The following is a 23,654-nucleotide window of genomic DNA, read 5'->3' as shown; positions in this document are numbered from 1 at the left end:
ACAGATTTCCAATAAGTCATATATACTATAAGAAAAGAGGTGAAAACGATATGAAAAGAGAGATTCTCTCAAACGTTCATTCAGATAAGCTTTTCGAACAAATTTATGACTATATTCTGGAAAGGATCAGGCGCGGAGAGTGGAAGGCACATGAAAAGCTTCCTTCTGTTCGCACGCTGGCTATGGAATTCGGTGTACATCGGCTAACTGTCTTTAAAGCGTATCAATTGCTGAAGAATAACCAAAAGGTTTATGTCAAGGATAAATCAGGATACTATGTTCAACCAGGAAGCATTCTGCCAATGGATTCACAGCACGACCCAATTATTTCAGCCTACGTACATGAAAGCCATCTCTCTGAAATTCATCAGGTCCAAGCTACTTATCAATTTTCCAAAGCGCTGCTCGATCCTAATCTTTTGCCCAATCTTTATTTTTCAGAATACGTTAAGAAAGTGTTTGATCTGTATCCAAAAGTGCTGGGGACATATTCTACCACTCAGGGGGATCAAGAACTGAGGGAAGCCCTGTGCCGTTATTTCACAAATCAGTATAATTTCTACCTAACTATGGATGAATTGTTGATTACGTCCGGTTCGCAAGAAGCCATTGATTTAATCGCCAGGGTCTTGATAAAGCCCAGAGATACAGTATTGCTGGAGAGACCCACTTACAGCCCTGCCATTGATGTTTTCAGAAGACAAGGTGCTAAAATCATTCCAATTGAGATTCACCCTTCTGGCTATGATTTGGATGAGGTAGAAATAATAATGCAAAAATATAAACCACGCCTCTTTTATCTCAACCCTACCTTTCACAATCCAACAGGATACACCGTACCGGCTGAACAAAGGAAGAGGTTAGTAGATATTGCCCATAAATACCAGTGTCTATTGATAGAGGATGATCCCTGCTGTGACATTTACTTTGGGAAGGAACCCCCTCTGCCGATTTTTTCTTATGACACAGAAGGATATGTCATCTATATTCGCAGCTTTAGTAAATACGTAGCTCCTGGTCTGAGTATTGCCAGTTTGGCTTGCCATCCATCCTTAATGAAATTTTTCGTAAGCGCAAAATCATTATCAGACAGTGGAGCGCCATTGTTGAACCAAAAGATTTTTTTGCATTATTTCTTTTCCGAACGGATGCAGAAACATTTGGAAAAACTGCGGATTGCCCTGGCGGTTCGCAAGGACATAATGGAAGAAGAATTGTCTGTCACTGGCTGGAAATGGTCCAGTCCGACAGGAGGTTTTAATTTATGGATTATGCTCCCTGAGTCAATCCCGATGGAAAGTCTTCTTAGTAAGTGCATGGAGCAATCCATTACTTTTGTCCCCGGTTCCATCTGTGATCCGCTCAGGGAATTAAAGTCATGGATACGCTTGAGCTATTCCTATCTGAATGAACAACAATTGAGGGATGGTTTAAAACGACTTGTCAGCCTATCTCGTTTGTTATGTCCAGATGGAAATTAGAGGAATGCCTTTTTAACAGTAGCATAACATGAAAATACCTTACATATTTTCCGAACGAGAAAGCTCATTCCTTCAGGTCCAGATGAGAATTATGCTTAATATCCAGATAAGGTAAGTGGTCTATGTGACAATTGTAATTCAGCTTACTTCAAAAATCTTGTAAAAGGTGGCTTTTCTCTACGTGAATGTCGAGAGGGCCGCATGAAGAAAAGCATTTAGGTGGTACTTGGACTATAAAAAACAGCATGGTTTGAATGGTAGTTGGTATTTTTTGACGTGTATACAGAAAATAAGCCACCTAGGGAGATCCAAAGTAGGTGGCTTATACGATAAACTTAATATGGAGCACGCTTTTAAAAATTAATTTCTGTCAAAAAGAGAGCTGCCAGATATACCTGGATTCGTCATTTCATAGGGATTTAAAATTAATTCAAGCTCCTCCTCAGTCAATACGTCATATTGTAAACATAGTTCTCGTATCGACTTTCCATTTAAAATAGCCTCTCTAGCAATTTGTGCTGCTACTTCATATCCGATATGTGGATTTACGGCTGTAATAATCCCTACACTTTTTTCGGAACTGAAATTCAATTATCAGTTCCTTTTTTATTATTACGTTCAACATTAGTCCTTGGACATCGTTAGATCTCTCGTTCATTGCATAAAAAATATAAGCGACTAGGCCACTCCCTCAATATATATAAAAGAGTACATATTCTATGACCATCTAAAGATCACCTACTGCGGTATCACTTCTTTTTATTTCTAGGAGTGAATATGCAACCTTACTACGGTAGCTACTTAGTATCGAAAGAATAACTACTTTGTTTGGTAATCAGTATCTATTTATTTAACGGGAATGATTAAATATGCGCAATGATATGTAAAAACTAAGCATTGCTAACTTATAAACAATGACATCAATATAGGCTTTTTTCCATATTATATTTTGGGGGTGAGTAAATGGCAAGAGTAAGTTACCGAAGTGCAGACATTAACTTAATGGCAAGGATGATGCGAGCAGAAGCTGAAGGTGAAGGAAGACTAGGGATGTTATATGTTGGAAATGTAATTGTTAATCGTCTTGCGGCAAATTGTATAGACTTTAAAAATTTAAGAACCGTTTCACAAGTCATTTATCAAGTACAGGGGGGGAACTTTTCGTTTGAAGCTGTTCAAAAAGGCAATGTTTTTTATCAAAGAGCGAGAGGTGTTGAAAAAAGATTAGCAAAGCAGAATTTGGATTATTGGAGACAACACCCAGCGAAATTTGCTCTTTGGTATTTTAACCCACATGCTCCGTGCCCTCCAACATGGTACGGTCAACCTGCATCTGGTCAATTTAAAAATCATTGTTATTATGAACCAAAACCTGATACATGTGCCAGTGTTTATAGAGGTTAGGTTATCGAGGAGTTATGATTAATTCTGGAGTAGCATGGTGGAGCTGCGAATATAATATTTTAGTCGTAGGTGCTGGTAGCTGGCCCTATTTATTCAATGCAATTCCTATAGATCATGTAGCAGTGGTCGGTTGAAAAAAGATTTGCCCTCCTACCGTAGCCTATTTCTTTAATCTTTGTTTTGAAGTACTTTTATCCGATGAAATAAAAAGGGAACTTCCTGTTTAGCAGGTGTTCCCTTTTTTATATGAAACATAATAATCATTTATCCAAGAAAATAAGATTATGAAATATGTACTTCAATTAAAACTATGCTGTTTAGTTTCACTCTTAGATAGAGGAAATCTTGCAATTCCCTGTCTTTTCCATAAAAAATAAACTATTAGGACGCCCCCCATCATAAAAACACACACACATATTCCCTTACCAGATAATTTTAAGAACAGTATTTCACATCCTTTAAATTAAAAATTACTACTTTTTAGGTTGCATTAAGGCTTTAAATTAGAGTTACAATATGCAGCTTCGCAAGACCTATAGTTTCAAGTTACTATTTCAGTTTTTTTAATCAGGGTTACATGTTATTTTTCCATACCTCAATGCATCGTAAATAGCACGTCCATCGCTTGAAGTTGTTTCTGTAAATTTAATAGGCAATAGCGAGAAGACAATATAATAAACAGAAAAATAGACAAACTGGTAAGAAAAGAGACTTGCTGAAAGGATGTCAGCCATAACCAAACCATTTATAAGGAAAATAGAAGCTAAATTAGCAATGGCACCTCCAGCATAGACACAAGCATGGGTAAATCGATTGTCGTATTTTAGTTTTTCATATACACAAAAAGAATCCAAAAAGTAAACGGATTTTATTTTAATTTTCTTCCATTTAAAAACCGTTTTTCCTTTTCCAATGGTAAAATCCACTCTCCCTCCGAAAAAGATCGCCATGATAGAATGACCTAATTGATGAACGAGAGACACAAGTGGTAGTACAAGTAAGAAAGAAAACAAGAACTTAGGCATATCACTAAATCCAAACACACTTCCATCTCCTTTATCATGAAATGATTTAATAAATCGTTCGCTTCTTAAAATAGATAAAATCTATTTAATACTGGACAGAATTTTCTTAACAGAGGTTATCCCTTTTTAATCATATGTATAACCCTCCGTTTCACACCCTGAAAGGCCTTTAGTCGGAGGCCAGGACTAACTAATTTTTAATAGAGTAGTAGTTAAAGTTATTAATAATCTTTGAGCATTGCTTATAAAGAAGAATATTTTCACTTTATTTTTAAACATTCTTCATAACAATAAACGACCCTATATATCGTAACCAAAGTTACCAAGGTCGCTTATGTTATATTCTGATTTATTATTTTTTTGTCTTCTTTATAATGAAATATTTGGTTTGTCATTAAGTTTCTGACAGAATTTCGTTATCATGATTAATTTGATCGAACAAATAAGTAAGGTAAGATTCTAATTCGAATTGATCATCTTCAACAAAATCATCTAACGCAGGCTTAATTTCTTCTCCCATTTTTAATCACTCCAACTTATTTTTTTCGGTTTATTTTGCATGATGACCATGATTGTTTTTTTGTCCCATTTTTCTTAGAACAAAGCTTACAATTAACACCAGAATGATTGCTCCAACAATGGCTGGAATGATGGCAAAACCACCAATAACTGGTCCCCAACTTCCCAGGATCAGACCACCTAACCAAGAACCAATAAAACCAGCAATAATATTACCAATAATGCCTCCAGGAACGTTACGTCCTGTAATTAAACCGGCAAGCCAACCGATAATTCCACCTACAATTAGCATCCATAGAATACTCATACATCATTCTCTCCTTTTGAAATAGTTAGTTGACTTTACCCCCAACTAGGGCCTATTAATCCTGTTACTTTTTTCCTTACTAAAGTTTTTCTTCAAATGGAATAGGATTATATAGCTATGTTACTGCTTTATTTCATTATTTTGCACACAGCCAAAAATATTGTCCATCCCATAAAAAGAATGAACGTCTTGGACAATTTCTAGCATATAAAATCTAGATTTTCTTGCACCACCATCTACTGATCCCCTACTGCAGTAAGACTTTTTAATGAAAATATGACGGAGGGCATTATGACGAAACGATTAGATTTGCGTGTCGACTTTGCGTTTAAATCGTTATTTGGCACCCATGGAAATGAATCTATTTTAGCTGCCTTTTTAAATGCGTCACTTCGCTTTCCAGATGAGAAGAAGATTCAAATGGCTCAGTTATTAAATCCGCATTTTAATAAAGAAAACCAAGAAGGTATAGACAGTAAAATGATAAGTAAACTGACAGGTCTTACAATAAAAGAAGTGGAGAAACTTCGTTATCAATAAATACCAATAAAAAGAGCCGTCTCGTACGAGACGGCTCTTTTTATTATAGATTAGGTACTTGTTTTTCGTTACTCAGATAAAATAACAAACCTCTTGTTCTAGAAGGAAGCTTGTTATTTTTAAAATTTGATTCATCTAAGTGAATTTCTGTTACTTATTGCTTTGTTCTCTGGTCTTATATGTTGAGGCAAACATCTAATGAATATGAATAATTTATCTTTAGATATAAAATGCTTAAAATACGCTACGTACTAGTCCTCCATCTATCCGCAGTGCTGAACCATTAATAGCTGATGAAAGTGGACTACTTAAGAAAGTAACAAGGTTTGCAATTTCTTCTGGACGGATAAACCTTTGGATAATAGAAGTAGGGCGATTCTCTTTCATAAATCGCGTTTCAGCTTCTCTTAGGGTTAATTGTTCGTGTTGATAAAGACTATTTAGCATTGTTTCTACTCCTTCAGTTAGAGTTGAACCAGGCATAACAGTATTAACTGTCACATTTGTGCCTGTGCATAATTCAGCTAAACTACGAGAAAGAGACAATTGCATGGTTTTAGTTGCACTGTAATGAGCCATTTCTTGAGAAGGCATAATAGCTGCCTCACTTGCAATGAAGATTACTCTTCCTTCTTCTTTTTGAATCATTTTCTTGAGGTAAGAGCGTGTTAATCGAACGCCACTCATAATGTTGACTTCAAATAACCGAAACCAATCTTCATCTGGTATATCAAAGTATTCAACAGGTTCAAAAATGCCAAGATTATTAACGAGAATATCTACTTCTGGATACTGTTCCATCAGCTGTTGACAACCCTGCTCTGTTCCTAGGTCATGTACAGCAGGATGAAGAATAGCTTGAGGATACTGAGTTTGAATATCTGTAATGGTTTCATGGACCTTTTCCTCTCGCCTTCCATTAATAAGAACTGTAGCTCCCTCTGCTACTAAGGACAACGCAATGGCCTTGCCTATACCAGCAGTTGACCCCGTAACTAAGGCTGTTTTTCCTTTTAAATTCAACTTCATATGAATTCCCTCCAATTTTTATATAAAATTATATTTGTTGGCTAAATAGAGTAATGAAGTAAATACATGCTGTCATTAGTTTGGATAATTCTCCTGCTTTTAAACAGAGAAGAAGATAGACAAATTAAGCATGTCTATCTCCTTCCTCCTTCATTAAAAATCAAAGTTGTCAGGATCTGGACCTACACGATGATTTTGATTTAATTCATCAATGCGTTCCATTTCTTCTTTTGTTAATTCAAAATCAAAAATTGACGCATTCTCTACAATACGATGTTCTTTTGTTGATTTTGGAATGGTAATAATACCATTCTGTACATCCCAACGTAGAATGACCTGGGCTACAGATTTATTATGCTTATTCGCAATCTCTGTTAAAACTTCATTATCTAATAATTCTCCTTGCATTAGTGGAGACCATGCTTCAAGTTGAATATGATGTTTCTCACAGAATGCTTGAAGTTCTTTTTGCGTTAGACGTGGATGATATTCTACCTGATTAATTACAGGCTTGATTTCTGCATCTTCCATTAAATCTTTAAGGTGATGAACTTGGAAATTACTTACCCCAATCGCTTTAACCTTGCCCTCTTTATAAAGAGTTTCTAAAGCTCTCCATGCTTCTTTGTATTTCCCTTCAACTGGCCAGTGGATCAGATAAAGGTCTAAATAGTCTAATCCAAGTTTTTTTAGGCTTGTTTCGTAAGCTGCAATTGTTGCGTCATATCCTAAGTCTGCGTTCCATACTTTTGATGTGACAAATACGTTCTCTCGTGAGATACCAGCTTCTTTTAGACCCTCACGAATCCCTTGACCTACACCTTCTTCATTACCATAAATAGCTGCTGTATCGATACTACGGTACCCATGTTTAATGGCTACTTTAATTGCATTTACTAATTCAGGCCCTTCTTCTACTTTAAATACACCAAGGCCAAAGCCAGGCATCTTTACTCCATTGTGTAAAGTAACTGTATCCTGTAAATTTTTCATCATAACAATACTACCTCCTGTTTACTATCCATTAATTTTATTTGTATTTATATCATTTCTTTTTTGAATTAAGCTTAGAACCATCGCAAAGACATAATATAAATGAGCTATCATCAATTAGTTTCTCTGACAAAAGCTATTATCCAATATAAAAACCGGAAAAAAAAGTACGCACTTTAAAGTAATATAGGTACCAAAAAGTAATAAAAGCCGTATCTTTTAGATACGGCTCTTTTTTCGAACATGGCAAATGTTTAATTTTCATGACAAGGAAATGATCCAACTAATCCCACTTTTTAAAGTGTCATTTGTTTCTAAGAGTTAGTATAGGAAGTAGCTAAGGGAATGATACATCCTTTATTTACCACGAATGCAATCCTCCTACAATAGGAAACTTAAAAGAAACAAGGAGGTGACACAACATGGCAAACAACAAAAGTAGCAACAATAATGAATTATTAGTATACGGTGCTGAACAAGCAATCGATCAAATGAAATATGAAATCGCTAGCGAATTTGGTGTAAACCTTGGTGCTGATACAACTGCACGTGCAAACGGATCAGTAGGTGGCGAAATCACAAAACGTCTTGTACAAATGGCTGAACAACAACTTGGCGGCGGACGTTTCTAATACAATTTTATAATACTGGCTGAAGGAAGAATGGGTTCCATTCTTCCTTTTTCTATGAGGGATTTTTGTACTATTTCATAGAAAGTGCCCCTTGGTGCAACTATAAGTACAAGATTAAAAAATAAATCTTACTGTTCCTTTAAATTTTTCTTCACCTGTATGCTAATTTTAGTAAGGTATTCTTCTTCGTTATTAGTTTTCATGGAATCGTACAAGTACTCTTCATACGCGTCACCTACAATAGAATAGCCTTCTGTCTTAATAAAATTAGTTACATGGAGGTAGGAAGACTCAATATTTTTATAAGTTCCTTCGTGATAATAAATGGCATAAAGACCTTCTGGCCTTGATTGTCCTGTGTCCAACTCACTATAAGAAAATAAATAATCAACCCTCTCAAATCTCTCTTGAATTAGGGTATCTTTTGTTAGTAAAGATCCAATAGGTACCGGAACTTGCAAACCTATCTGTTTTCCAAAATGATTATATTGCTCTGACCATTCTTCTACAGTATTCATGCCCTCATTTGAAGTTTTATTGCTTAGAAGGATGTACTTTTTCTCCGTTTTTTGGACATAAACTTTTCCAAATTCGACACCTTTTAGTTCCTCTTCCGTTGAAATAATCTGCTTAAAGAAACGTTGAATTTGAAGCAATTTTTCAATTTCTTTTTCTACTATAACGGTTTGTTGTTTTGCCATTTGAACAAATTTATGAGTGTTTTGGGAACTAAGATATTCTTTTAGCTCCTCGATTGACACACCCAATTTCCGAAGAGACTGGAGTGTAGAGAATGATTTGATTTGATTATAGGTATAATAGCGATAACCATTTAAAAGTTTCCCCGCAGGTTTGAAAAGATTAATTTTATCGTAATAAAATAATGTATCTTTCTTCACTCCCACGTAGCTAGCAAATTCTCCTGTAGTTAAAGTTTTAGTATTTTTTCTTTCCAAGTTGAAAACTCCTCTTGACTATAGACTAACTCCATACTTCATACTCTATCATAAGCAAACGCTGTATCATATGGCATGGAAAGTACATCAAGCTATATATAACAGCAATCTATACAGACGGAGGTTTACATATGAGTAAGACAAAAAGAAGTACACTATACCTCTTACTTATAAACATATTTATTGTTTTTTTAGGAATTGGTTTAGTCATACCTGTATTACCGAGTATTATGAATGAATTGAACATTAGTGGTACAACTGTTGGTTATTTAACAGCAATATTTGCTCTAACACAATTAATTATTTCTCCATTTGCGGGGAAAGCAGCTGATAAATTTGGCCGTAAAATCATGATAGTAATAGGGTTATTTATCTTCAGTGTATCAGAATTATTATTTGGAATAGGGGAAACAATCGAGTTATTGTTCATATCACGTATTTTAGGCGGTGTTAGTGGCGCATGTATTATGCCTGCTGTGACAGCTTTTATTGCAGATATAACAACAATGGAAACACGCCCAAAAATGCTAGGGTATATGTCGGCAGCCATTACTACTGGACTAATCATCGGGCCAGGCGTCGGTGGATTCTTAGCTGAGATTGGCACGCGAGTACCCTTTTACTCAGCTTCAGTTCTTGGATTTGTTGCTGCACTCTTATCTGTTATGCTGTTAAAGGAACCAGCGTCTCCTCAAGAGGAAATAGAAGCTGAGGGACTAATAGAGAAGAAGAGTGGCTTGAAAAAAATATTCATGCCTATGTTCTTTATTGCTTTTGTAGTCATTTTTGTATCAACATTTGGGTTAACAGCATTTGAGTCATTCTTCAGTTTATACGTGGATCATAAATTCGCGTTTAGTCCATTGGATATTGCTATTTCAATCACAGGCGGTGCCATTATAGGTGCAATATTTCAGATTGTACTATTCGAACCGTTAGTAAAGCATCTGGGTGAAATTAATATGATTCGTTGGTCGTTGGTATTATCTGCGATTTTAGTTTTTACAATGACATTAGTGAGCTCGTACTGGACGGTTATGACAGTCACATTTACCGTATTTATAGGTGCGGATCTCATTCGCCCAGCTGTAACAATGTACTTATCACGCATTGCTGGCAACGAACAAGGTTTTGTTGGAGGAATGAACTCTTTTTTCACTTCCCTGGCCAACGTATTTAGCCCCATCTTAGGTGGCATTTTATTTGATATTAATATTGATTACCCCTACTATTTCAGTACAGTTGTCATTATCATTGGTTTAGCCATCACTATACTATGGAAAAAACCTAAAACTGAAGAGTTAAACCTATCTAAAAAGAGTACCTTGTAAACCCTTATATTTAAATCTGGTTTCTCATCTATTTCATAAAAAATGGGCTATTAAGACAACCACCAGCATATAAAAACACATTACTTCTTACATAATTAGCTACCCCTTACTTACTGCGGTAAGGGTTCTTTTTTATTTTTCGATTAGACAGGCAAGCTTACTACAGTAGCTACATAGTAGCTAAAGGCTATCTACTTCGTTAGTGTTACTGCGTTAATACAGGCTTTATGTATGTATTGGAGCTGATTTCGGAAGGAAGTTATTGTTAATTTGTTTTTGATAATAGTTTTGATAACAAATCATCAAAGATTTTACGATCAAAAAATGAGAAAATAAAAATTATCAAATACATTCGTTTGTGAGATTGATAACACAGAAAAAATGTCATTCTTCTACTTACTTAAGGTGGCTTTTTATTTCGAGAACCGAATATTTAAGAAACTCTCTTGATTGTTGAAGATCATTGCAAAGCCTTATTGAACAAAGGCTTCCTCCACCTTCTAATAATTAAGCGATTAAAAATTTTCAGCTTTTCTATACTAGGGATCACGTCACCAAAAGTAAAAAGTTACACGTTTAGATACATTTTATCCGGTTACCTGTATGTTAAGGAACTAGATGTTGTTATTTCATTACCATTTTACCTTTATTTAGAAATTTAAAAAATACTGCTATTATAGCAGTATTTTTGTTAATGTACAAAATCTAGAAATACGCAAAAAATAATATTATTACTCTCATCTTCAAGCAATAATATTATTTTTTATTTTTGTCTAATGACTTCAATGCGTTTCGATATTCATTATCATTCATTCCCTGTTTCTCTTTATTACTGCCTTTAGCTAAATTAGACACTGCTTGACGAAACATTCCATCTTTTTCTTCCGTATGGCGACTTTCCCTTTGCTCGTGAGTAGGTGGTTCATGAGGAATTTCATTTCCCACTTCTACTTCAATTTTCTTTCCGCTTTCATCAACAACTGCTTCTTTATATTTTTTAGTAAGATTAATGAATACAATAAGAATCGCTAATGTCAAAACAAAATAGATGGAGAGTGCCAATAAGGCTGGTCCAAGTCCTGCCTCCAATCTTCCGTCATAATAAAGTAATGCTCTTATTCCGTCCACAATATATCTTGTAGGTAGAATATAACTGAACAATCGATGGACGGTAGGCAATGTTGATAGAGGAAATGCTCCACCACTAGAAAATATCCCCATAAAATTCACCGGGAACATTACTAACATTCCCCATCCACCTAAAAATACTGCTATCGTTTTGAATAGCAAAAACATGGTTGTACAACTAAAGAAAGTAAACAGGAATATCGTCCAAATGTTTGAAGCATGTGCACTCCCAAAGATTCCAAATACCCCTAGTTGAATAAAAATTGAAACACAGAAAGTTAAAATGGTGCCAAAAATTATTTCTGATGTAAGGACTTCAGATTCGCTTAATGCAGATCCCCTTTTCTTCAAAATACCATTACTTCGCAAAAGATATCCATGTATCATATTTGCCCCCAACATTCCAGTAATAGATGATATAAGGGCCATGACAAACGGTGTCATTCCTTTATTAAGATTAACCGGCAGCCTCAGTACATTTTTGGAAACAACCTGTACGGGATTTTCTAATAATGAAGCATTCTCCGGCGCTACTTTCATTCCTTTTTGCAGTAATTCATTTTTTAGTTGACTACTGATTCCTTTAGAAGCAGTTAAAGCGACTGTCTGAAGGGTATTACTCGCAATCATGGAAGCAGTTTGCCCAATCCCTTCGTTCAATAAAATTTCTAAATCAGCAGGTTTATCATTTGTAAGACCGGAAATAAGCGTATCATGGACTCGACCAAGATTTTTTGAATAGTCTGAAGGTATAATTAATGCGCCATATGCCTTGTTATTTCTTATATCAGTGAATGCTTGTTTCCTACTTTTATCAACTTCCCATTTAAAGGAGTTCCCATTTTGCTTTTCGATAAGATTTAATAATATGGCATCGCCAACTTTTCCCTTATCTTCATTTACAACAATTAGAGGAACATCAGACATGTTTTGTTTTGCACCTTTAAATATAGGCAGATATACAAATACCATGACTAACATTAATAATGATATTAACCAAATTGGAAACCATGAGGAGCTTAATTTAAACAATTGCTTCACGATTCAATTCCCCTAACAATGGATATTTTTGTCCATTTTATTATGTCCAGTCTGGTATCGATTATTAGGTTATCAAAAAGAAATCTTTCATAGTTATAGGAACGTTTCTTTTGTTGGAGAAAATTAATATTTCTTCAGTCTTTTATTTTCAAAAAGACTTTCTGAGTTGTCGCATTTGAAACATCGTAGAAGAACAGAGGAGAATACCAACGAGTTATCCATATAAATGGCACTCTAGGTGTTCCCTTTTACTATTTTTATATTCATCAATTTCAAAGAATGACTTCCACGTTTTGAACAAAATCTCAATCTGCCAGCGAAGTGAATACAACGCATACACGAAATTCGTTGGTACTTCTTCTAGCGAAGTGTTTGTAATATATACATTCATGTCTATTCAAAGTTTACTTTCATCCTTAATGACATTTATCTACTTTATTAAATATAGGAATAAGAGAATGTATGAGCGATTAGGCTCCCCCCCAGTATATAAAGAATTATTACTCTGTTACCTAATTGCTATCTATTTCGGTAGCCTAGTTTTTACATTTATATAACTTGTAGAAAAAGCCCATATTTGTCGTAATCAATTTTAATTTCTCTCTTTGAACCATCTCTCAGAGTGAATACTCTAAACCAATCTTTCATGTAATCATATCTCCTTAAAAACGAAAAGAGCAACCATCATATACTGGCTGCTCTCTCCTAGCAAAAATGTACTCACACAAATGTGTATGTGAACGTATTAGTGTTATACTATATCAGTAATAAAAAAAGGAATAATTTCTATTTACCTTGATACATTATTAATCGCTCTTTTGCTAAATTAATTAATTCCTTTAACTCTCTAACGGACTGTTTGTTATTACAATCACTTAATAAATCTATTGTGTCTTGCAAAAATTGTTCTCTTCTTTTTACTCTTTTATATTCAGCTCTATATTCTTCTGCCATCCTTGCTATTCGAGTAGAACCCTCACGAGGAGTCGCAACTCTTTCAAAATTTGAGGTGCGAGGCTTTGTCCCTTTTTCATCAAACGTAGCGTTGTCCGGATTCCTATTCCTCAATCCTGATTGACCCAAAATACTCCTTGCTGCCCGTTCTCTTCCAGTGGCCATTATCATTTCCCCTTTCTGTAATTGAGATTTGAAATAAACCGTCCTGTATAGATTCAATAACAGTAAAATAAATCCTTCTTTAAATATGTAGTTGCAGTTAAATAAAATCTTTGTTTTTTTGAGTAGATAGGCAAGCTTACTGCAGTAGCTACATAGTATCTAAAGAATTGCGACTTAGTTACCTAATCAGTAGCTAATTCAGTAACATTACCGCGTTAATACAAGCTTTATATGCGTAATGACGCCCTTCAAGTACCTTCTTTTTTATATAGCTATGTTTGTTTTTAAAGATCTGGAATTTAGAATCCCTGATTAATAAAAGAAAGCGTTGACATTTTCTTATTTCATAAACTATAATAAGCGAAAGAAACCGGTTCCAAGTTAACTTCTTATTTAACGAAATTGGCTCCTATGAAAGGAAACATTTAATTATATATATGCTGTTTTTTTAGTTTTTTTGGAACCGGTTCCTATTTGTTCGGGCTATATTTTTTATAGATAGCAAGAAATATAGTCACGATCGAATGAGGAATATTAGTTTTTTTCTTATTACAGTTTCATTATATTATCATCACCAAAGGGGTGTTATCATCAAATGGAAAATGGTTACAAAGACATAGCTAGCAAAGTAGTTGAGGCAATAGGTGGAAGAGAAAATATTTCATCATTTGCTCACTGTGCAACAAGATTGCGTATTATGGTACATGATCAAACAAAAGTAAATCAAGAAGCAGTCGAAAATATAGAGAAAGTAAAAGGTGCATTTTATAATTCAGGACAATACCAAATTATTTTTGGTACAGGAACTGTTAATAAAGTATATGAAGCAGTGAATGAGTTGGGTATTAAAGGCACGTCTACATCTGAAGTAAAAGCAGAAGCTAAGAAACAAGGAAACGCTTTTCAACGAGCTATTCGAACCTTTGGTGACGTTTTCGTTCCAATTATTCCAGTTCTTGTTGCAACCGGATTATTTATGGGTTTACGTGGGGTACTAACTCAAGAAGCAGTGTTAAATTGGTTGGGTTATACACCCAATGATATCCCTGAAAACTTTATAATGTTTACACAAGTTGTCACAGATACAGCTTTTGCATTCTTACCAGCATTAATTGCATGGTCAGCCTTTAAAGTATTTGGTGGAAGCCCTGTTCTAGGAATTGTCTTGGGATTAATGCTAGTAAATCCAGCACTTCCAAACGCATATGCAGTAGGTTCAGGAGACGCACATCCTATTCACTTCTTTGGATTTATTCCAGTTGTAGGGTATCAGGGTTCTGTTTTACCAGCTTTCTTTATAGGTCTTTTAGGGGCAAAATTAGAGCGTTGGATTCGTAAAAAAGTGCCCGATTCAATTGATTTAATACTCACGCCATTTCTAACATTATTGATCATGATTACATTAGGTCTCTTCGCTATCGGACCAGTCTTTCATTCATTAGAAAACATAATTCTAACAGGCACAAAAGCAATTTTAGATTTACCATTTGGTTTAGCTGGTATTATTATTGGTGGCCTACAACAAGTTGTTGTAATTACTGGCGTTCATCATATATTTAATTTACTTGAAATTCAATTATTAGCTGATACAAAATTTAATCCATTCAATCCATTAATTACTAGCGCAATCGTAGCTCAAGGGGCTGCAACGCTAGCAGTTGGATTGAAATCTAAAAATAAAAAAGTGAAAGCATTAGCATTCCCATCAGCATTTTCAGCCTTTTTAGGAATTACAGAACCGGCTATATTTGGAGTAAACCTAAGGTTCTTTAAACCCTTTATAATGGGCCTTATAGGAGGAGCAGTAGGAGGATTCTTAGCCTCGATTTTTCATCTAAAAGCAACAGGAATGTCTGTTACAGCTATTCCAGGATTATTATTGTACTTGAATAATCAGATTTTTATCTATATTTTCGTTAATTTGATTGCCTTTGCTGTATCATTTATTCTGACATGGCTGTTTGGTTATAACGATAAGATGCTTAAGAATCGATAATTATATATAAATTGTAATGAATAAACTATAATGAATGACATTAGAAAAAGCCTAATCATTGATGCTGTAGGAAAAGAGAAGGTTAAAAACCTTCTCTTTTTTAGTTTAACTGTGCTTTAACCTTTTTTCTAATTTATCATATTATAACTTTTCTCTTAACGATGTATTTTTATCTAGCGAAATAAGGGAACTTCCTGGTTAGTAGGTGTTCCCTTGTTTCGCATAAGCAGTTAATCAAATGAAACAAGAAATAGTACTAATAAGGTAAATAAATTATAAAAAAGAGGAAGAGAGTTCTCTTCCTCTTTTTTATAGCGTTATCATTAATATTTCCTGTAATAAGCATATTAAATAATGTAACTACACGATGATAGACTTAATGAATGTCAGTAATGCCCGATAAACGAATAGAGAATATATTTTGTTGTTCATCCTCTAGAGAAAGAGTTTGATCATGAAGATTAAGACCATTTACACGTCCCTTACATGTTTGTAATAAACCGTTTTGATAATAGTTAATGGTAATGACACCTTTCTTTCTTAATGCTTTCAATATCATGCTCCGTTCTCCTTTCTTCCTAATAACTAATGTAAGAATTTGTTATTCTAATAAGTAATTATCATGCATAATTTGTAATAAAATCATACAAGTTAAAAGATATATTGTTTTATATTATTTAGTATACAACAACCTCATAGGAAACGCTTACATTTTTTGTGTAAACTTTGTGAACTTTCAACAGGAAGAAAGCTCAAAGAATAAAAGAGGAAAAGGAATATATGTCTAGAATCTATATCTATGTTTCAATCCATCTATTGTACCTTCTTGTAAATGAGCTTTCATTTAATGCTTAAAATATCATTCGGATTTTTAGCACAAATTCTCTTTAATTGTTTAACAGGTGGAAATTCCCTGTACTTAACTCGTTTTAACTTCCATACTTTATGTATGTAGCATACCCTTATCAATTTACCTCATTGCTTTAACTCGTAAGAGCATTAGTTTTAGAACCCTTCTAATGGATACGCAAATTAATAATTGTACTTGGAAACGGAGCGATACGATGAATAAGACGTATGATGTAATCATTACCGGTGCTAGAGTTGCCGGCTCTACCCTTGCTATTTATCTTGGGAAGGCAGGTTTCCATGTGTTGTTAGTAGACCAAGCGACCTTTCCAAAGGATACATTATCAACCCATACTTTTTTCAATAATACTGTCGCTCTTCTTCGAGAAATCGGTGTCATGGACAAATTATTGGAAACAAACGCCCCACCGGTAAAGGATATTAAATTTCAATTTGAGGATACCGTGATAGAAGGACTCATCCCTAAGGTTGAAGGAGAAGAAAGTTGTTACTGCATTAGAAGAACTTATCTCGATCAGATCCTACTTGAACAAGCTAAATCACAAATGAATGTAACCGTTTTAGAAAGATTTCGTGTGACGGATGTTATTCATGCTGACGATACAGTAGTAGGAGTGGAAGGTCTAGATGGCAATAACGAGAAACAAGAATTTTTAGCTCGCCTGGTAGTCGGGGCAGACGGCCGATCCTCAATTATTCGCGAGCTGGTAAAAAGTGAACTCAAAATAAGCATTTCGGCAAAAGTCGGCATCTATTTCGGGTATTTCTCTGAATTTCGCCATGACAATGTCCCTAAATTTGAAGTATACAAGATAAAAGATAACACAGCCATTCTCTTTCCAACGAATGATAATTTATATGTTATTGCCGGCATTTTCCCATTAGAAAATAAGGAATTGATAGGACAATTGAAATTAAATCCGGAAAGCTGTCTACGCAACTTCTTAACAGATAACTTTCCGAATACAACAATAGGGACGCGTTTAAAAAATGCAGAATTAGTAGAACCGGTTAAAGGCATTCTCAGATATGATAATTACTGGTATAAAGGAATGGGAAAAGGGTGGGCGTTGGTTGGAGATGCAGTTTGTTTTAAAGATCCTGGCATGGCACAGGGTATCCATGATGCTATATGTGGAGCACGTATATTATCCAATATTCTCTCAAAATATAAGGGACAATCAAATCAATTAAATCAAATATCTGAAGAATATCAAAAGGCAATAGAAGACGAGTTTATGGTTCGGTTTCACATGGGATGTCAAATTTCGCAGAATGAACGTATCTCTGAACAACAGAATGCTGTCAATAAGCTAATCAGTTCCCATCCAGAGGCTATAGAGAAGTTTTTAGGGATTTATAATTACTCAAACGAGCCCGATGCTTTAGAAAAAGAACTTACACGAATTATGCAGTCAATCTAGCATTAATTTTGAAATTGACCTAAGAGTTTTCATGAATTAGCAATGAGGGGGAGGTAAACCGAGGGCAGGAAGGGATATATTGAAAACAAAGATTTTATTCTGTTACGATTAGTACATTTTATCTAAAACATGCTCAATATAAAAAGCCACTTGTTTCATACAAGTGGCTCTTTGTTACGTTGAATACATTAAATCATTCCCATTATTAGAATAGGGAAAACACGTTATTAATGTAGCCAGATTTGTAGTTTCATATACATACAACGTTTTATCGTTCTACTTTGGTGTTAAATCAAATTTATCTCCTTTCCCATTCCATTTTATTGTCACATGAAAAGGAGCGTTGCTGCTTTGAGTCGCACATCCACTGCAGCCTCCATTTAAATTAATTTTCCCTTCTGTCTCGTCATCCGTACCTGATAATTTGCTTATTTCCCCTTCAACAACGTAAGAAACTTTTCCTACTTTCTCCTTATCTTTTCCTTTATAGATGATACTGCCTTGCCCATTTTCAGTATTCTCGCCTTTATTTAAAAGATATAAAGCTTTCCAATGATCTCCTTCACCTTCGAAACGCACACTTTCTTCTTTGCTATCACAGCTACCTAATACTAATAAAAAAATAGATATAAGTCCTAAAAACAAAAACTTCTTTTTCAATTTAAATCCCCCTACACGGTAAAAAAGCATCCAAATATACTATCAGATGATTTTCTGTTAGTATCTGTTCTTTTTTTCAAGTAATTTAATTAATCTATTATTTTGTTTCACTATCGTTCTTAGCTTAGCTTCTAACGAACATAAAGTGATAAAGACGGCTATAAATCCTATTATGACAAAAAACATATTAGCTGATATCCCCCTTACATCATTTTATTTTCAAAACAATATCTATATAATAACATTTTTTCTATATTTTATATCTTAATTTGTGTACATTCTTAGTTAAGGCACTGTAGGAATAAAAAGAGCAACCATAACGGTTGCTCTTTTAAAGTATTGTTTTTATAGCTAGATACACTGCAGCAATTGATGCAAGAACGATAAGTACATTTAAAATACGATGTTGAGTAGCTAAGTGGCCTCGCTTCATTTCTGCACGAGTCAATGGTCTCTTTTCATCGTGATTTCCACTCACTATGTTACATCTCCTATCTTATTTAGTTATTGGTTCCGCTAATTTAAGCAATAAGCTGATCTTGGTTAGCTGCTTCTTCTTTTTTTATCTTCCCTCTACATAAGATATAGAAAACACTAAAGGTAATAATTGACCAAATGAGATTAGGGCCTGGTTCAGTGTTAGCTACCTTAAACAAGCTTGGTATAGATCCGAAAACAGAATCGTCTGTTGTAAGGAACAGAGCTATAAACATATTATTGGCTGCATGTGCTCCAATCGTAATTTCTAAGCTTTTTGTTTTAATCGCGATATATGTAAGAGCAAAACCAACTACAATATAATCTAGTCCCACCAATATAATGGATTTATTCATTTCAGGATTAGCAAAATGTCCTATAGAAAACATTAATCCAACGATAATCGCGAGTAAAATAGGGCGTTTCACTTTCTTACTCACCCATTGGAGAAGAAGTCCCCTAAAGAACAGTTCCTCCGTTGTTGTTTGAATAGGCACTAGTAAAAGCGTGATCAGTACTAACAGGGCATACTCTTTTAAACTTACATGATTCCATGAATAATCGGAGTGGTTAAACACGACATCAATTAATTGTGAAACGATTAGTAACAGGCTAAAAGCTCCAAAAGACCATATTACTTTCTTCCAATTCACACGTTTGTTAGCAGTGATTAATGATTTCATTTTTCGTTTGTGAATAAAACGAATCCCAATCCATAAACCAAAAATCCAGCATATGTACACAATATGAGACAACAAAAAATCAAGATTAGCATGGATTCCTACAGCAACTCCACTATCGAAATCAAAGTATGACTTTCCACTTTCATCTGCTTCAACCATAACCATGTCAGCTATAATATAAATAATTGACCCTAGTATCATGAACGCAGAAGCCAGTATCGTGGTGCTTAAATAACGCTTCCAGCCATTTTTTCCTTCTTCCACATCTAGATAGTTCTTCATTTTATTCTTACTCCCTCAGCGTTCTCTTCTCAATCAACTATTTTTTCTCTATTTCGTTTTCGTCCAAACAATGTATAAACTTATTAGAACGAGAAGCATCACCTTATTTATCCCTTGATTCTTCACAAAGAATTCTTTCTTCTTCTCTTACTTAGCGTCATAAAAACCGTTAAAAAACAGCTTTTTCTGAAAGAAGACTAGACAGCAAATCCTCTTGAACCGTTATATGTTGCTCATATGTGCCCGCATACACATAATTTTGAAGAAAGTACTTGCTACTCAAGAATATATATCCTAAAACAACTAAAATAAATATTTTTTTCAACATTTCCCTCACCTTTTTATTCAAACTTTTACCCTCATGGCTGTTACCACAACACCTAAGAGTTTATTCATAAACAACTTTTTTAGTTTTTAAATTAGCAATCAACTTATACGACACTATAAAAATGTATATAGGTTACAATAATATTACATTATTATTACAAATGTAACAACAATATTATAACTAAGAAAAATAGGATAATCAATATGAAGTGTCTAGTAAAACAGATAAAATTGCTAGATTCGTATCATGAGTGTAAATAAATCGAAACCTTTTGGAAAAAGGGTGTTAGTTAGCCCGCAGGAATATTTAAAGAAACTGAAAATCAAACTCCCTATCATTAGGAGCTTGCTTCGTTTATTTAAATATTAGATAGAGTTTTTATAACCTTTTTCATCTCATTTAGTATGGAGATAATACATTTTCAGAAAATAATTAAGGTACGATATCCCCTTAATGAATGTGCCTCTTTAAGAAGTATCCACCCAAAGTATGGTTTCTCTTTTTCTTTTAAAGGGAACTAAACTCTAAAATTCAACCTTAAAAGGAGACAATCATGGTTACAATTGAATCAATTATAATAGGCATTGTATTTATCCTCATTCAACTATACGCATTAACGATTGTCGAGCGTTCTCCAATCGGGGAGCAAAAGCTGCTCTCATTATCAGGTGGTGTTGCTATTGCCTATGTGTTTATTTATATCTTACCGACGCTTCATAAGAAACAAGAAGAGTTTGGAGGGTCGCTGGCCCTTGATACTGAACTATATTTCCTTGGCCTTCTCGGCTTACTCGTCTATTTTTCCGTTTATTCATTCGCTCAGACAAAGGCAGCCTCACACCTAACGGAACTGACCGTTTATATGGTACAGGTGAGTTTTTTTATGGTTTACTCTTTTATCATTTCTTATGTTGTGTTCTCAACCGATGTCAAGCGAGTTGAATCACTATTCTATGGATTGGCGATCAGCCTTCACTTTATTGGGTGGTCCTACCATCTAGGAAAAAAACATCATCGCTTGCACAAAAACAGAGGTCGCTATATGCTTGCCGGGGCAACTTTTCTTGGATCAATCATGGGCGTCTTCGGGCCCTCATCCGGCCTGCTTATTGAGTCGATGATTGCATTTAGTTCAGGTGCAATGTTATTTAACGTTATCAGTAAAGAACTACCTTTTGAAAAACACGCGCACTTGCCAACCTTCTTAATCTCATCTCTTGTCTACGCCGCTACAATGATTTCGTTGAAAGCTTTTTTTGATTGGTAATTAAGTGGCAATAGAGCAATAGATTTTTCGTCTAATACATTAAGTTTTCCAATTCCTCAACAGTTGTGATATAAAAATAGCCAATTTACTGAAATCAAGAAAAAAAGTCTTTGAACATCTTGGTTGTATCTATGGGGATGTACTAGACTGGGTCTCTGACTCCCTAGAAATTTTTCTTCGTTGAAAGAAATAAAACAAGTTGATAACACTGACTTATGAAACTTACTTTTCTTTCTCCGAACTCCTCACTTAAACTTTACAGCCAAAAAGTTGTATGAACTTTATCACTTCGTAAATTATCTACGTTTAAAACAATCAGTAAAGGTCTAAACAGTTTGAAAAGAAAAAGCCACTAATTTGGGATTTCTCCTCTAATTAGTGGCTTTTTCTTTCATCCTAAGGAGTGGAGAGCTATTTTATGATGCTCTCACGGTGCCTTTCATAGTTTGCTCAAGAGATAAATCTTTATTCATTTACATAAAAAGAAAAAAATCATAAGAGGTAGTAAAAACATATAAATATAGTAAGGGATAAATTGACTAAAAAGGTGATTATTATTTTCCAAAAAATACTGATTGTTTTTGTAGGAAGCTTATTATTAAGTATAGGAATTAATGGATTTTTAGTTCCTCATTATTTATTAGATGGAGGAACAATTGGGATTGCTCTCATCCTTCATTATTATTTTGAATTCCCTACAGGTGTAACGATAATTATTTTAGGTCTCCCACTATGCTGGTTTGCTTGGATTTATGAGCGTCATTATTTTTATAATAGTTTTTATGGGCTAATTATTTCTTCTTTATTGATTGATTGGCTAGAACCTATTAAAAACCAGTTCCAATTTTCTGTTTTTCCTAGTGTAATCTTTGGAGGGATATTTATTGGGACGGGGGTTGGTCTTATGCTTCGGTATGAGACAAGCACTGGAGGAACAGATTTACTAGCTCAACTACTATCAAAAGCTTTTTCTTTGAACATAGGGATGGTTATTTTAATTATAGACGGTTTGATTATAACAGCAGCTCTTCCTTTATTAGGACCTAAAACGTTTCTTTTTTCATGTTCCACAATTTTTATAGGGGGAATGACTACTTCGTTAATTACTAAAAAAAAATAATTTGAATTATAAAATTAGTACATGCTATCCCCTATTTTTTAAGATTTCTTTATTTTCACAAATAAAAAAAGACCATCTCTTCCCACTCCAAAGAGATAGTCTTTCTTTATAAGTAGAATTAACAATAGTCGTTAGCTGATGCTCTATGGCATGTTGAGTAGCTTGCCCTAATTATTCAACATTAGTCTTACTATTTCTACCTATAGTTTTTCAAACTTTCTTCTAGAAGCTATGTAAGATGCAGCTAAGTAAATAACAATTAGAATAGGAAAGGAATAAATGTACCTCCAGTGCAGCGGTTTATAAATACCAATCCAATTAAGCAGTGGGAGACCAATAAAAGCAGCTAACGCTGAATAAATCAGTGCTTTGATTACAGGGTTAATTTCAGGCTTTACTTGTATAAAAAACATCATGGAAATAGGTAATAAAAATAAGTCCCACGGCAAGTAGTTAGAAGTTAATGGAAATACTTCATATCGGTAATCCCACAGCCCTAAAAAGTCTCCAATCATATCAAGAAATGAAGAAAAGATAGCTACAAAAAGACCGGTATATAATAAACGATCAGTGCTTTCTCTTTTTCTGAATTTTATCCAAAGCCCAATCAATAGCAGTATAAGTGCTACTCCTAGCCACCATCTCCAACTAAATAATGTGTAGTCTAACCAAATATGAAGTTTTTCATCATTCAGCTCTTTCTGCTTTTCAAAATAGGTATCATAAATGGATTCTTTATCTTTCATTAATTTTTCCTTTCAACATTATGTAGTACCTTAGATATTTGCAATATGCCCAGATAATATGTATTTTAACGTGTTGATTCTGATAAAATTCATTACAGAAGATCGCTTTCAATATGCCAGTATACATAAAAAAACCAGAACAGCTACTGAATAAAGTCAGCAGCTGTTCTTGATAAATGCTATTACCCAATGAACGCTTTATGGCGTCTTATATAGTTTAAAAGGAGTAAGAAATAGTCATCTGCATAAAAAATGAAGTGTATGAAATACTAAGATATCAAGAATACGGTGAATTC

22 protein-coding genes and 3 pseudogenes are annotated in these 23,654 nt (G+C 34.4%); 10 read left to right on the top strand and 15 right to left on the bottom strand.

All coding sequences use genetic code 11. The features are described 5' to 3' along the window. Positions 1–50: 50 nt before the first annotated feature. Entirely contained in the window at positions 51–1,481 is a 1,431-nt protein-coding gene (locus tag SB717_RS18835) for an aminotransferase-like domain-containing protein (RefSeq protein WP_410904440.1), read from the top strand. Between the two features lie 111 nt (positions 1,482–1,592). Then, positions 1,593–1,700 (top strand): annotated as a pseudogene (locus tag SB717_RS40255) (DUF8096 family protein); the annotation flags it as partial. A 141-nt stretch (positions 1,701–1,841) separates the two neighbouring features. Here SB717_RS40255 and aspA read toward each other — a convergent pair. Then, positions 1,842–2,057, bottom strand: a pseudogene (aspA, locus tag SB717_RS18830) (aspartate ammonia-lyase); the annotation flags it as partial. A gap of 387 nt (positions 2,058–2,444) precedes the next feature. On the opposite strand from aspA, the gene SB717_RS18825 reads away from it, so the two are divergent. After that, positions 2,445–2,885 carry a cell wall hydrolase gene (locus tag SB717_RS18825; RefSeq protein ID WP_013084397.1) on the top strand — a complete coding sequence of 147 codons (441 nt, stop codon included), beginning with the start codon at positions 2,445–2,447 and terminating at the stop codon, positions 2,883–2,885. Positions 2,886–3,448: 563 nt separating this feature from the next. Here the strand turns inward: SB717_RS18825 and SB717_RS18820 are convergent. The 3 genes from SB717_RS18820 to SB717_RS18810 form a co-directional block, all read right to left on the bottom strand. Continuing rightward, entirely contained in the window at positions 3,449–3,928 is a 480-nt protein-coding gene (locus SB717_RS18820) for a site-2 protease family protein (RefSeq protein WP_074676658.1), read from the bottom strand. Between the two features lie 376 nt (positions 3,929–4,304). Continuing rightward, on the bottom strand, positions 4,305–4,430 hold the full coding sequence (locus SB717_RS18815; protein WP_255285394.1) for a hypothetical protein: 126 nt from the start codon (positions 4,428–4,430) through the stop codon (positions 4,305–4,307). Positions 4,431–4,460: 30 nt separating this feature from the next. Further along, positions 4,461–4,736 carry a GlsB/YeaQ/YmgE family stress response membrane protein gene (locus SB717_RS18810; RefSeq protein WP_410904439.1) on the bottom strand — a complete coding sequence of 92 codons (276 nt, stop codon included), beginning with the start codon at positions 4,734–4,736 and terminating at the stop codon, positions 4,461–4,463. Positions 4,737–5,027: 291 nt separating this feature from the next. Here SB717_RS18810 and SB717_RS18805 point away from each other — a divergent pair, with 291 nt between their 5' ends. After that, positions 5,028–5,276, top strand: coding sequence for a PD-(D/E)XK nuclease family transposase (locus SB717_RS18805; RefSeq protein WP_410904438.1), 249 nt, complete (start codon positions 5,028–5,030; stop codon positions 5,274–5,276). Between the two features lie 234 nt (positions 5,277–5,510). Here the strand turns inward: SB717_RS18805 and SB717_RS18800 are convergent, their stop codons facing one another. Beyond that, complete coding sequence (locus SB717_RS18800; protein ID WP_335402941.1) at positions 5,511–6,305, bottom strand: SDR family NAD(P)-dependent oxidoreductase; 795 nt, start codon at positions 6,303–6,305, stop codon at positions 5,511–5,513. 153 nt (positions 6,306–6,458) lie between these two features. Then, complete coding sequence (locus tag SB717_RS18795; protein ID WP_074676666.1) at positions 6,459–7,301, bottom strand: aldo/keto reductase; 843 nt, start codon at positions 7,299–7,301, stop codon at positions 6,459–6,461. Positions 7,302–7,720: 419 nt separating this feature from the next. On the opposite strand from SB717_RS18795, the gene SB717_RS18790 reads away from it, so the two are divergent. Beyond that, entirely contained in the window at positions 7,721–7,930 is a 210-nt protein-coding gene (locus SB717_RS18790) for an alpha/beta-type small acid-soluble spore protein (RefSeq protein ID WP_013084404.1), read from the top strand. 128 nt (positions 7,931–8,058) lie between these two features. On the opposite strand, the gene SB717_RS18785 is transcribed toward SB717_RS18790, so the two are convergent. Continuing rightward, a complete protein-coding gene (locus SB717_RS18785; protein WP_074676668.1) occupies positions 8,059–8,886 on the bottom strand; it encodes a MerR family transcriptional regulator in 828 nt (275 codons plus the stop codon). 131 nt (positions 8,887–9,017) lie between these two features. Between SB717_RS18785 and norA the strand changes: the two genes are divergently transcribed. Then, complete coding sequence (gene norA, locus SB717_RS18780; RefSeq protein ID WP_410904437.1) at positions 9,018–10,217, top strand: multidrug efflux MFS transporter NorA; 1,200 nt, start codon at positions 9,018–9,020, stop codon at positions 10,215–10,217. 756 nt (positions 10,218–10,973) lie between these two features. On the opposite strand, the gene SB717_RS18775 is transcribed toward norA, so the two are convergent. From SB717_RS18775 to SB717_RS18765, 3 genes and pseudogenes are all read right to left on the bottom strand, one after another. Further along, a complete protein-coding gene (locus tag SB717_RS18775) occupies positions 10,974–12,386 on the bottom strand; it encodes an ABC transporter permease (protein ID WP_410904436.1) in 1,413 nt (470 codons plus the stop codon). A gap of 217 nt (positions 12,387–12,603) precedes the next feature. After that, positions 12,604–12,810: pseudogene (locus SB717_RS18770) on the bottom strand (transposase); the annotation flags it as partial. Positions 12,811–13,172: 362 nt separating this feature from the next. Continuing rightward, complete coding sequence (locus SB717_RS18765) at positions 13,173–13,505, bottom strand: hypothetical protein (RefSeq protein WP_013084408.1); 333 nt, start codon at positions 13,503–13,505, stop codon at positions 13,173–13,175. Between the two features lie 595 nt (positions 13,506–14,100). On the opposite strand from SB717_RS18765, the gene SB717_RS18760 reads away from it, so the two are divergent. After that, a complete protein-coding gene (locus SB717_RS18760) occupies positions 14,101–15,501 on the top strand; it encodes a sucrose-specific PTS transporter subunit IIBC (protein WP_098621013.1) in 1,401 nt (466 codons plus the stop codon). 376 nt (positions 15,502–15,877) lie between these two features. Here SB717_RS18760 and SB717_RS18755 read toward each other — a convergent pair whose 3' ends face one another. Beyond that, complete coding sequence (locus tag SB717_RS18755) at positions 15,878–16,060, bottom strand: YolD-like family protein (protein ID WP_074676676.1); 183 nt, start codon at positions 16,058–16,060, stop codon at positions 15,878–15,880. 505 nt (positions 16,061–16,565) lie between these two features. Between SB717_RS18755 and SB717_RS18750 the strand changes: the two genes are divergently transcribed. After that, the gene (locus SB717_RS18750; protein ID WP_410904435.1) at positions 16,566–17,795 is read left to right on the top strand and encodes an NAD(P)/FAD-dependent oxidoreductase; all 1,230 of its coding nucleotides are present in this window, start codon (positions 16,566–16,568) and stop codon (positions 17,793–17,795) included. A gap of 276 nt (positions 17,796–18,071) precedes the next feature. On the opposite strand, the gene SB717_RS18745 is transcribed toward SB717_RS18750, so the two are convergent. The 3 genes from SB717_RS18745 to SB717_RS18735 all read right to left on the bottom strand — a co-directional run bounded on the left by SB717_RS18745 (position 18,072) and on the right by SB717_RS18735 (position 19,897). Continuing rightward, positions 18,072–18,455, bottom strand: coding sequence for a hypothetical protein (locus tag SB717_RS18745; RefSeq protein ID WP_410904434.1), 384 nt, complete (start codon positions 18,453–18,455; stop codon positions 18,072–18,074). A gap of 331 nt (positions 18,456–18,786) precedes the next feature. Next, positions 18,787–18,933: a hypothetical protein gene (locus SB717_RS18740; protein ID WP_170836740.1), complete on the bottom strand. Its 147-nt coding sequence runs from the start codon at positions 18,931–18,933 to the stop codon at positions 18,787–18,789. A gap of 43 nt (positions 18,934–18,976) precedes the next feature. Continuing rightward, positions 18,977–19,897 carry a CPBP family intramembrane glutamic endopeptidase gene (locus SB717_RS18735; protein WP_410904433.1) on the bottom strand — a complete coding sequence of 307 codons (921 nt, stop codon included), beginning with the start codon at positions 19,895–19,897 and terminating at the stop codon, positions 18,977–18,979. Positions 19,898–20,778: 881 nt separating this feature from the next. Here SB717_RS18735 and SB717_RS18730 point away from each other — a divergent pair. Next, positions 20,779–21,492, top strand: coding sequence for a hypothetical protein (locus SB717_RS18730; RefSeq protein ID WP_060747272.1), 714 nt, complete (start codon positions 20,779–20,781; stop codon positions 21,490–21,492). A gap of 535 nt (positions 21,493–22,027) precedes the next feature. After that, entirely contained in the window at positions 22,028–22,612 is a 585-nt protein-coding gene (locus SB717_RS18725; protein WP_200508529.1) for a YitT family protein, read from the top strand. Between the two features lie 200 nt (positions 22,613–22,812). On the opposite strand, the gene SB717_RS18720 is transcribed toward SB717_RS18725, so the two are convergent. Continuing rightward, the gene (locus SB717_RS18720) at positions 22,813–23,358 is read right to left on the bottom strand and encodes a CBO0543 family protein (protein WP_074676688.1); all 546 of its coding nucleotides are present in this window, start codon (positions 23,356–23,358) and stop codon (positions 22,813–22,815) included. Positions 23,359–23,654: the final 296 nt, after the last annotated feature.

Source organism: Priestia sp. SIMBA_032 (assembly GCF_046535215.1).
Classification (GTDB): domain Bacteria; phylum Bacillota; class Bacilli; order Bacillales; family Bacillaceae_H; genus Priestia; species Priestia aryabhattai.
This window is presented reverse-complemented; position numbering and strand designations above follow the sequence as displayed.

Bases quoted from the DNA above. Each gene is read 5' to 3' on its own strand.
- SB717_RS18835 (WP_410904440.1), top strand. From the start codon at position 51: ATGAAAAGAGAGATTCTCTCAAACGTTCATTCAGATAAGCTTTTCGAA.
- SB717_RS18825 (WP_013084397.1), top strand. From the start codon at position 2,445: ATGGCAAGAGTAAGTTACCGAAGTGCAGACATTAACTTAATGGCAAGG.
- SB717_RS18815 (WP_255285394.1), bottom strand. From the start codon at position 4,430: ATGGGAGAAGAAATTAAGCCTGCGTTAGATGATTTTGTTGAAGATGAT.
- SB717_RS18810 (WP_410904439.1), bottom strand. From the start codon at position 4,736: ATGAGTATTCTATGGATGCTAATTGTAGGTGGAATTATCGGTTGGCTT.
- SB717_RS18805 (WP_410904438.1), top strand. From the start codon at position 5,028: ATGACGAAACGATTAGATTTGCGTGTCGACTTTGCGTTTAAATCGTTA.
- SB717_RS18800 (WP_335402941.1), bottom strand. From the start codon at position 6,305: ATGAAGTTGAATTTAAAAGGAAAAACAGCCTTAGTTACGGGGTCAACT.
- SB717_RS18795 (WP_074676666.1), bottom strand. From the start codon at position 7,301: ATGATGAAAAATTTACAGGATACAGTTACTTTACACAATGGAGTAAAG.
- SB717_RS18790 (WP_013084404.1), top strand. From the start codon at position 7,721: ATGGCAAACAACAAAAGTAGCAACAATAATGAATTATTAGTATACGGT.
- norA (WP_410904437.1), top strand. From the start codon at position 9,018: ATGAGTAAGACAAAAAGAAGTACACTATACCTCTTACTTATAAACATA.
- SB717_RS18765 (WP_013084408.1), bottom strand. From the start codon at position 13,505: ATGGCCACTGGAAGAGAACGGGCAGCAAGGAGTATTTTGGGTCAATCA.
- SB717_RS18760 (WP_098621013.1), top strand. From the start codon at position 14,101: ATGGAAAATGGTTACAAAGACATAGCTAGCAAAGTAGTTGAGGCAATA.
- SB717_RS18755 (WP_074676676.1), bottom strand. From the start codon at position 16,060: ATGATATTGAAAGCATTAAGAAAGAAAGGTGTCATTACCATTAACTAT.
- SB717_RS18750 (WP_410904435.1), top strand. From the start codon at position 16,566: ATGAATAAGACGTATGATGTAATCATTACCGGTGCTAGAGTTGCCGGC.
- SB717_RS18735 (WP_410904433.1), bottom strand. From the start codon at position 19,897: ATGAAGAACTATCTAGATGTGGAAGAAGGAAAAAATGGCTGGAAGCGT.
- SB717_RS18730 (WP_060747272.1), top strand. From the start codon at position 20,779: ATGGTTACAATTGAATCAATTATAATAGGCATTGTATTTATCCTCATT.
- SB717_RS18720 (WP_074676688.1), bottom strand. From the start codon at position 23,358: ATGAAAGATAAAGAATCCATTTATGATACCTATTTTGAAAAGCAGAAA.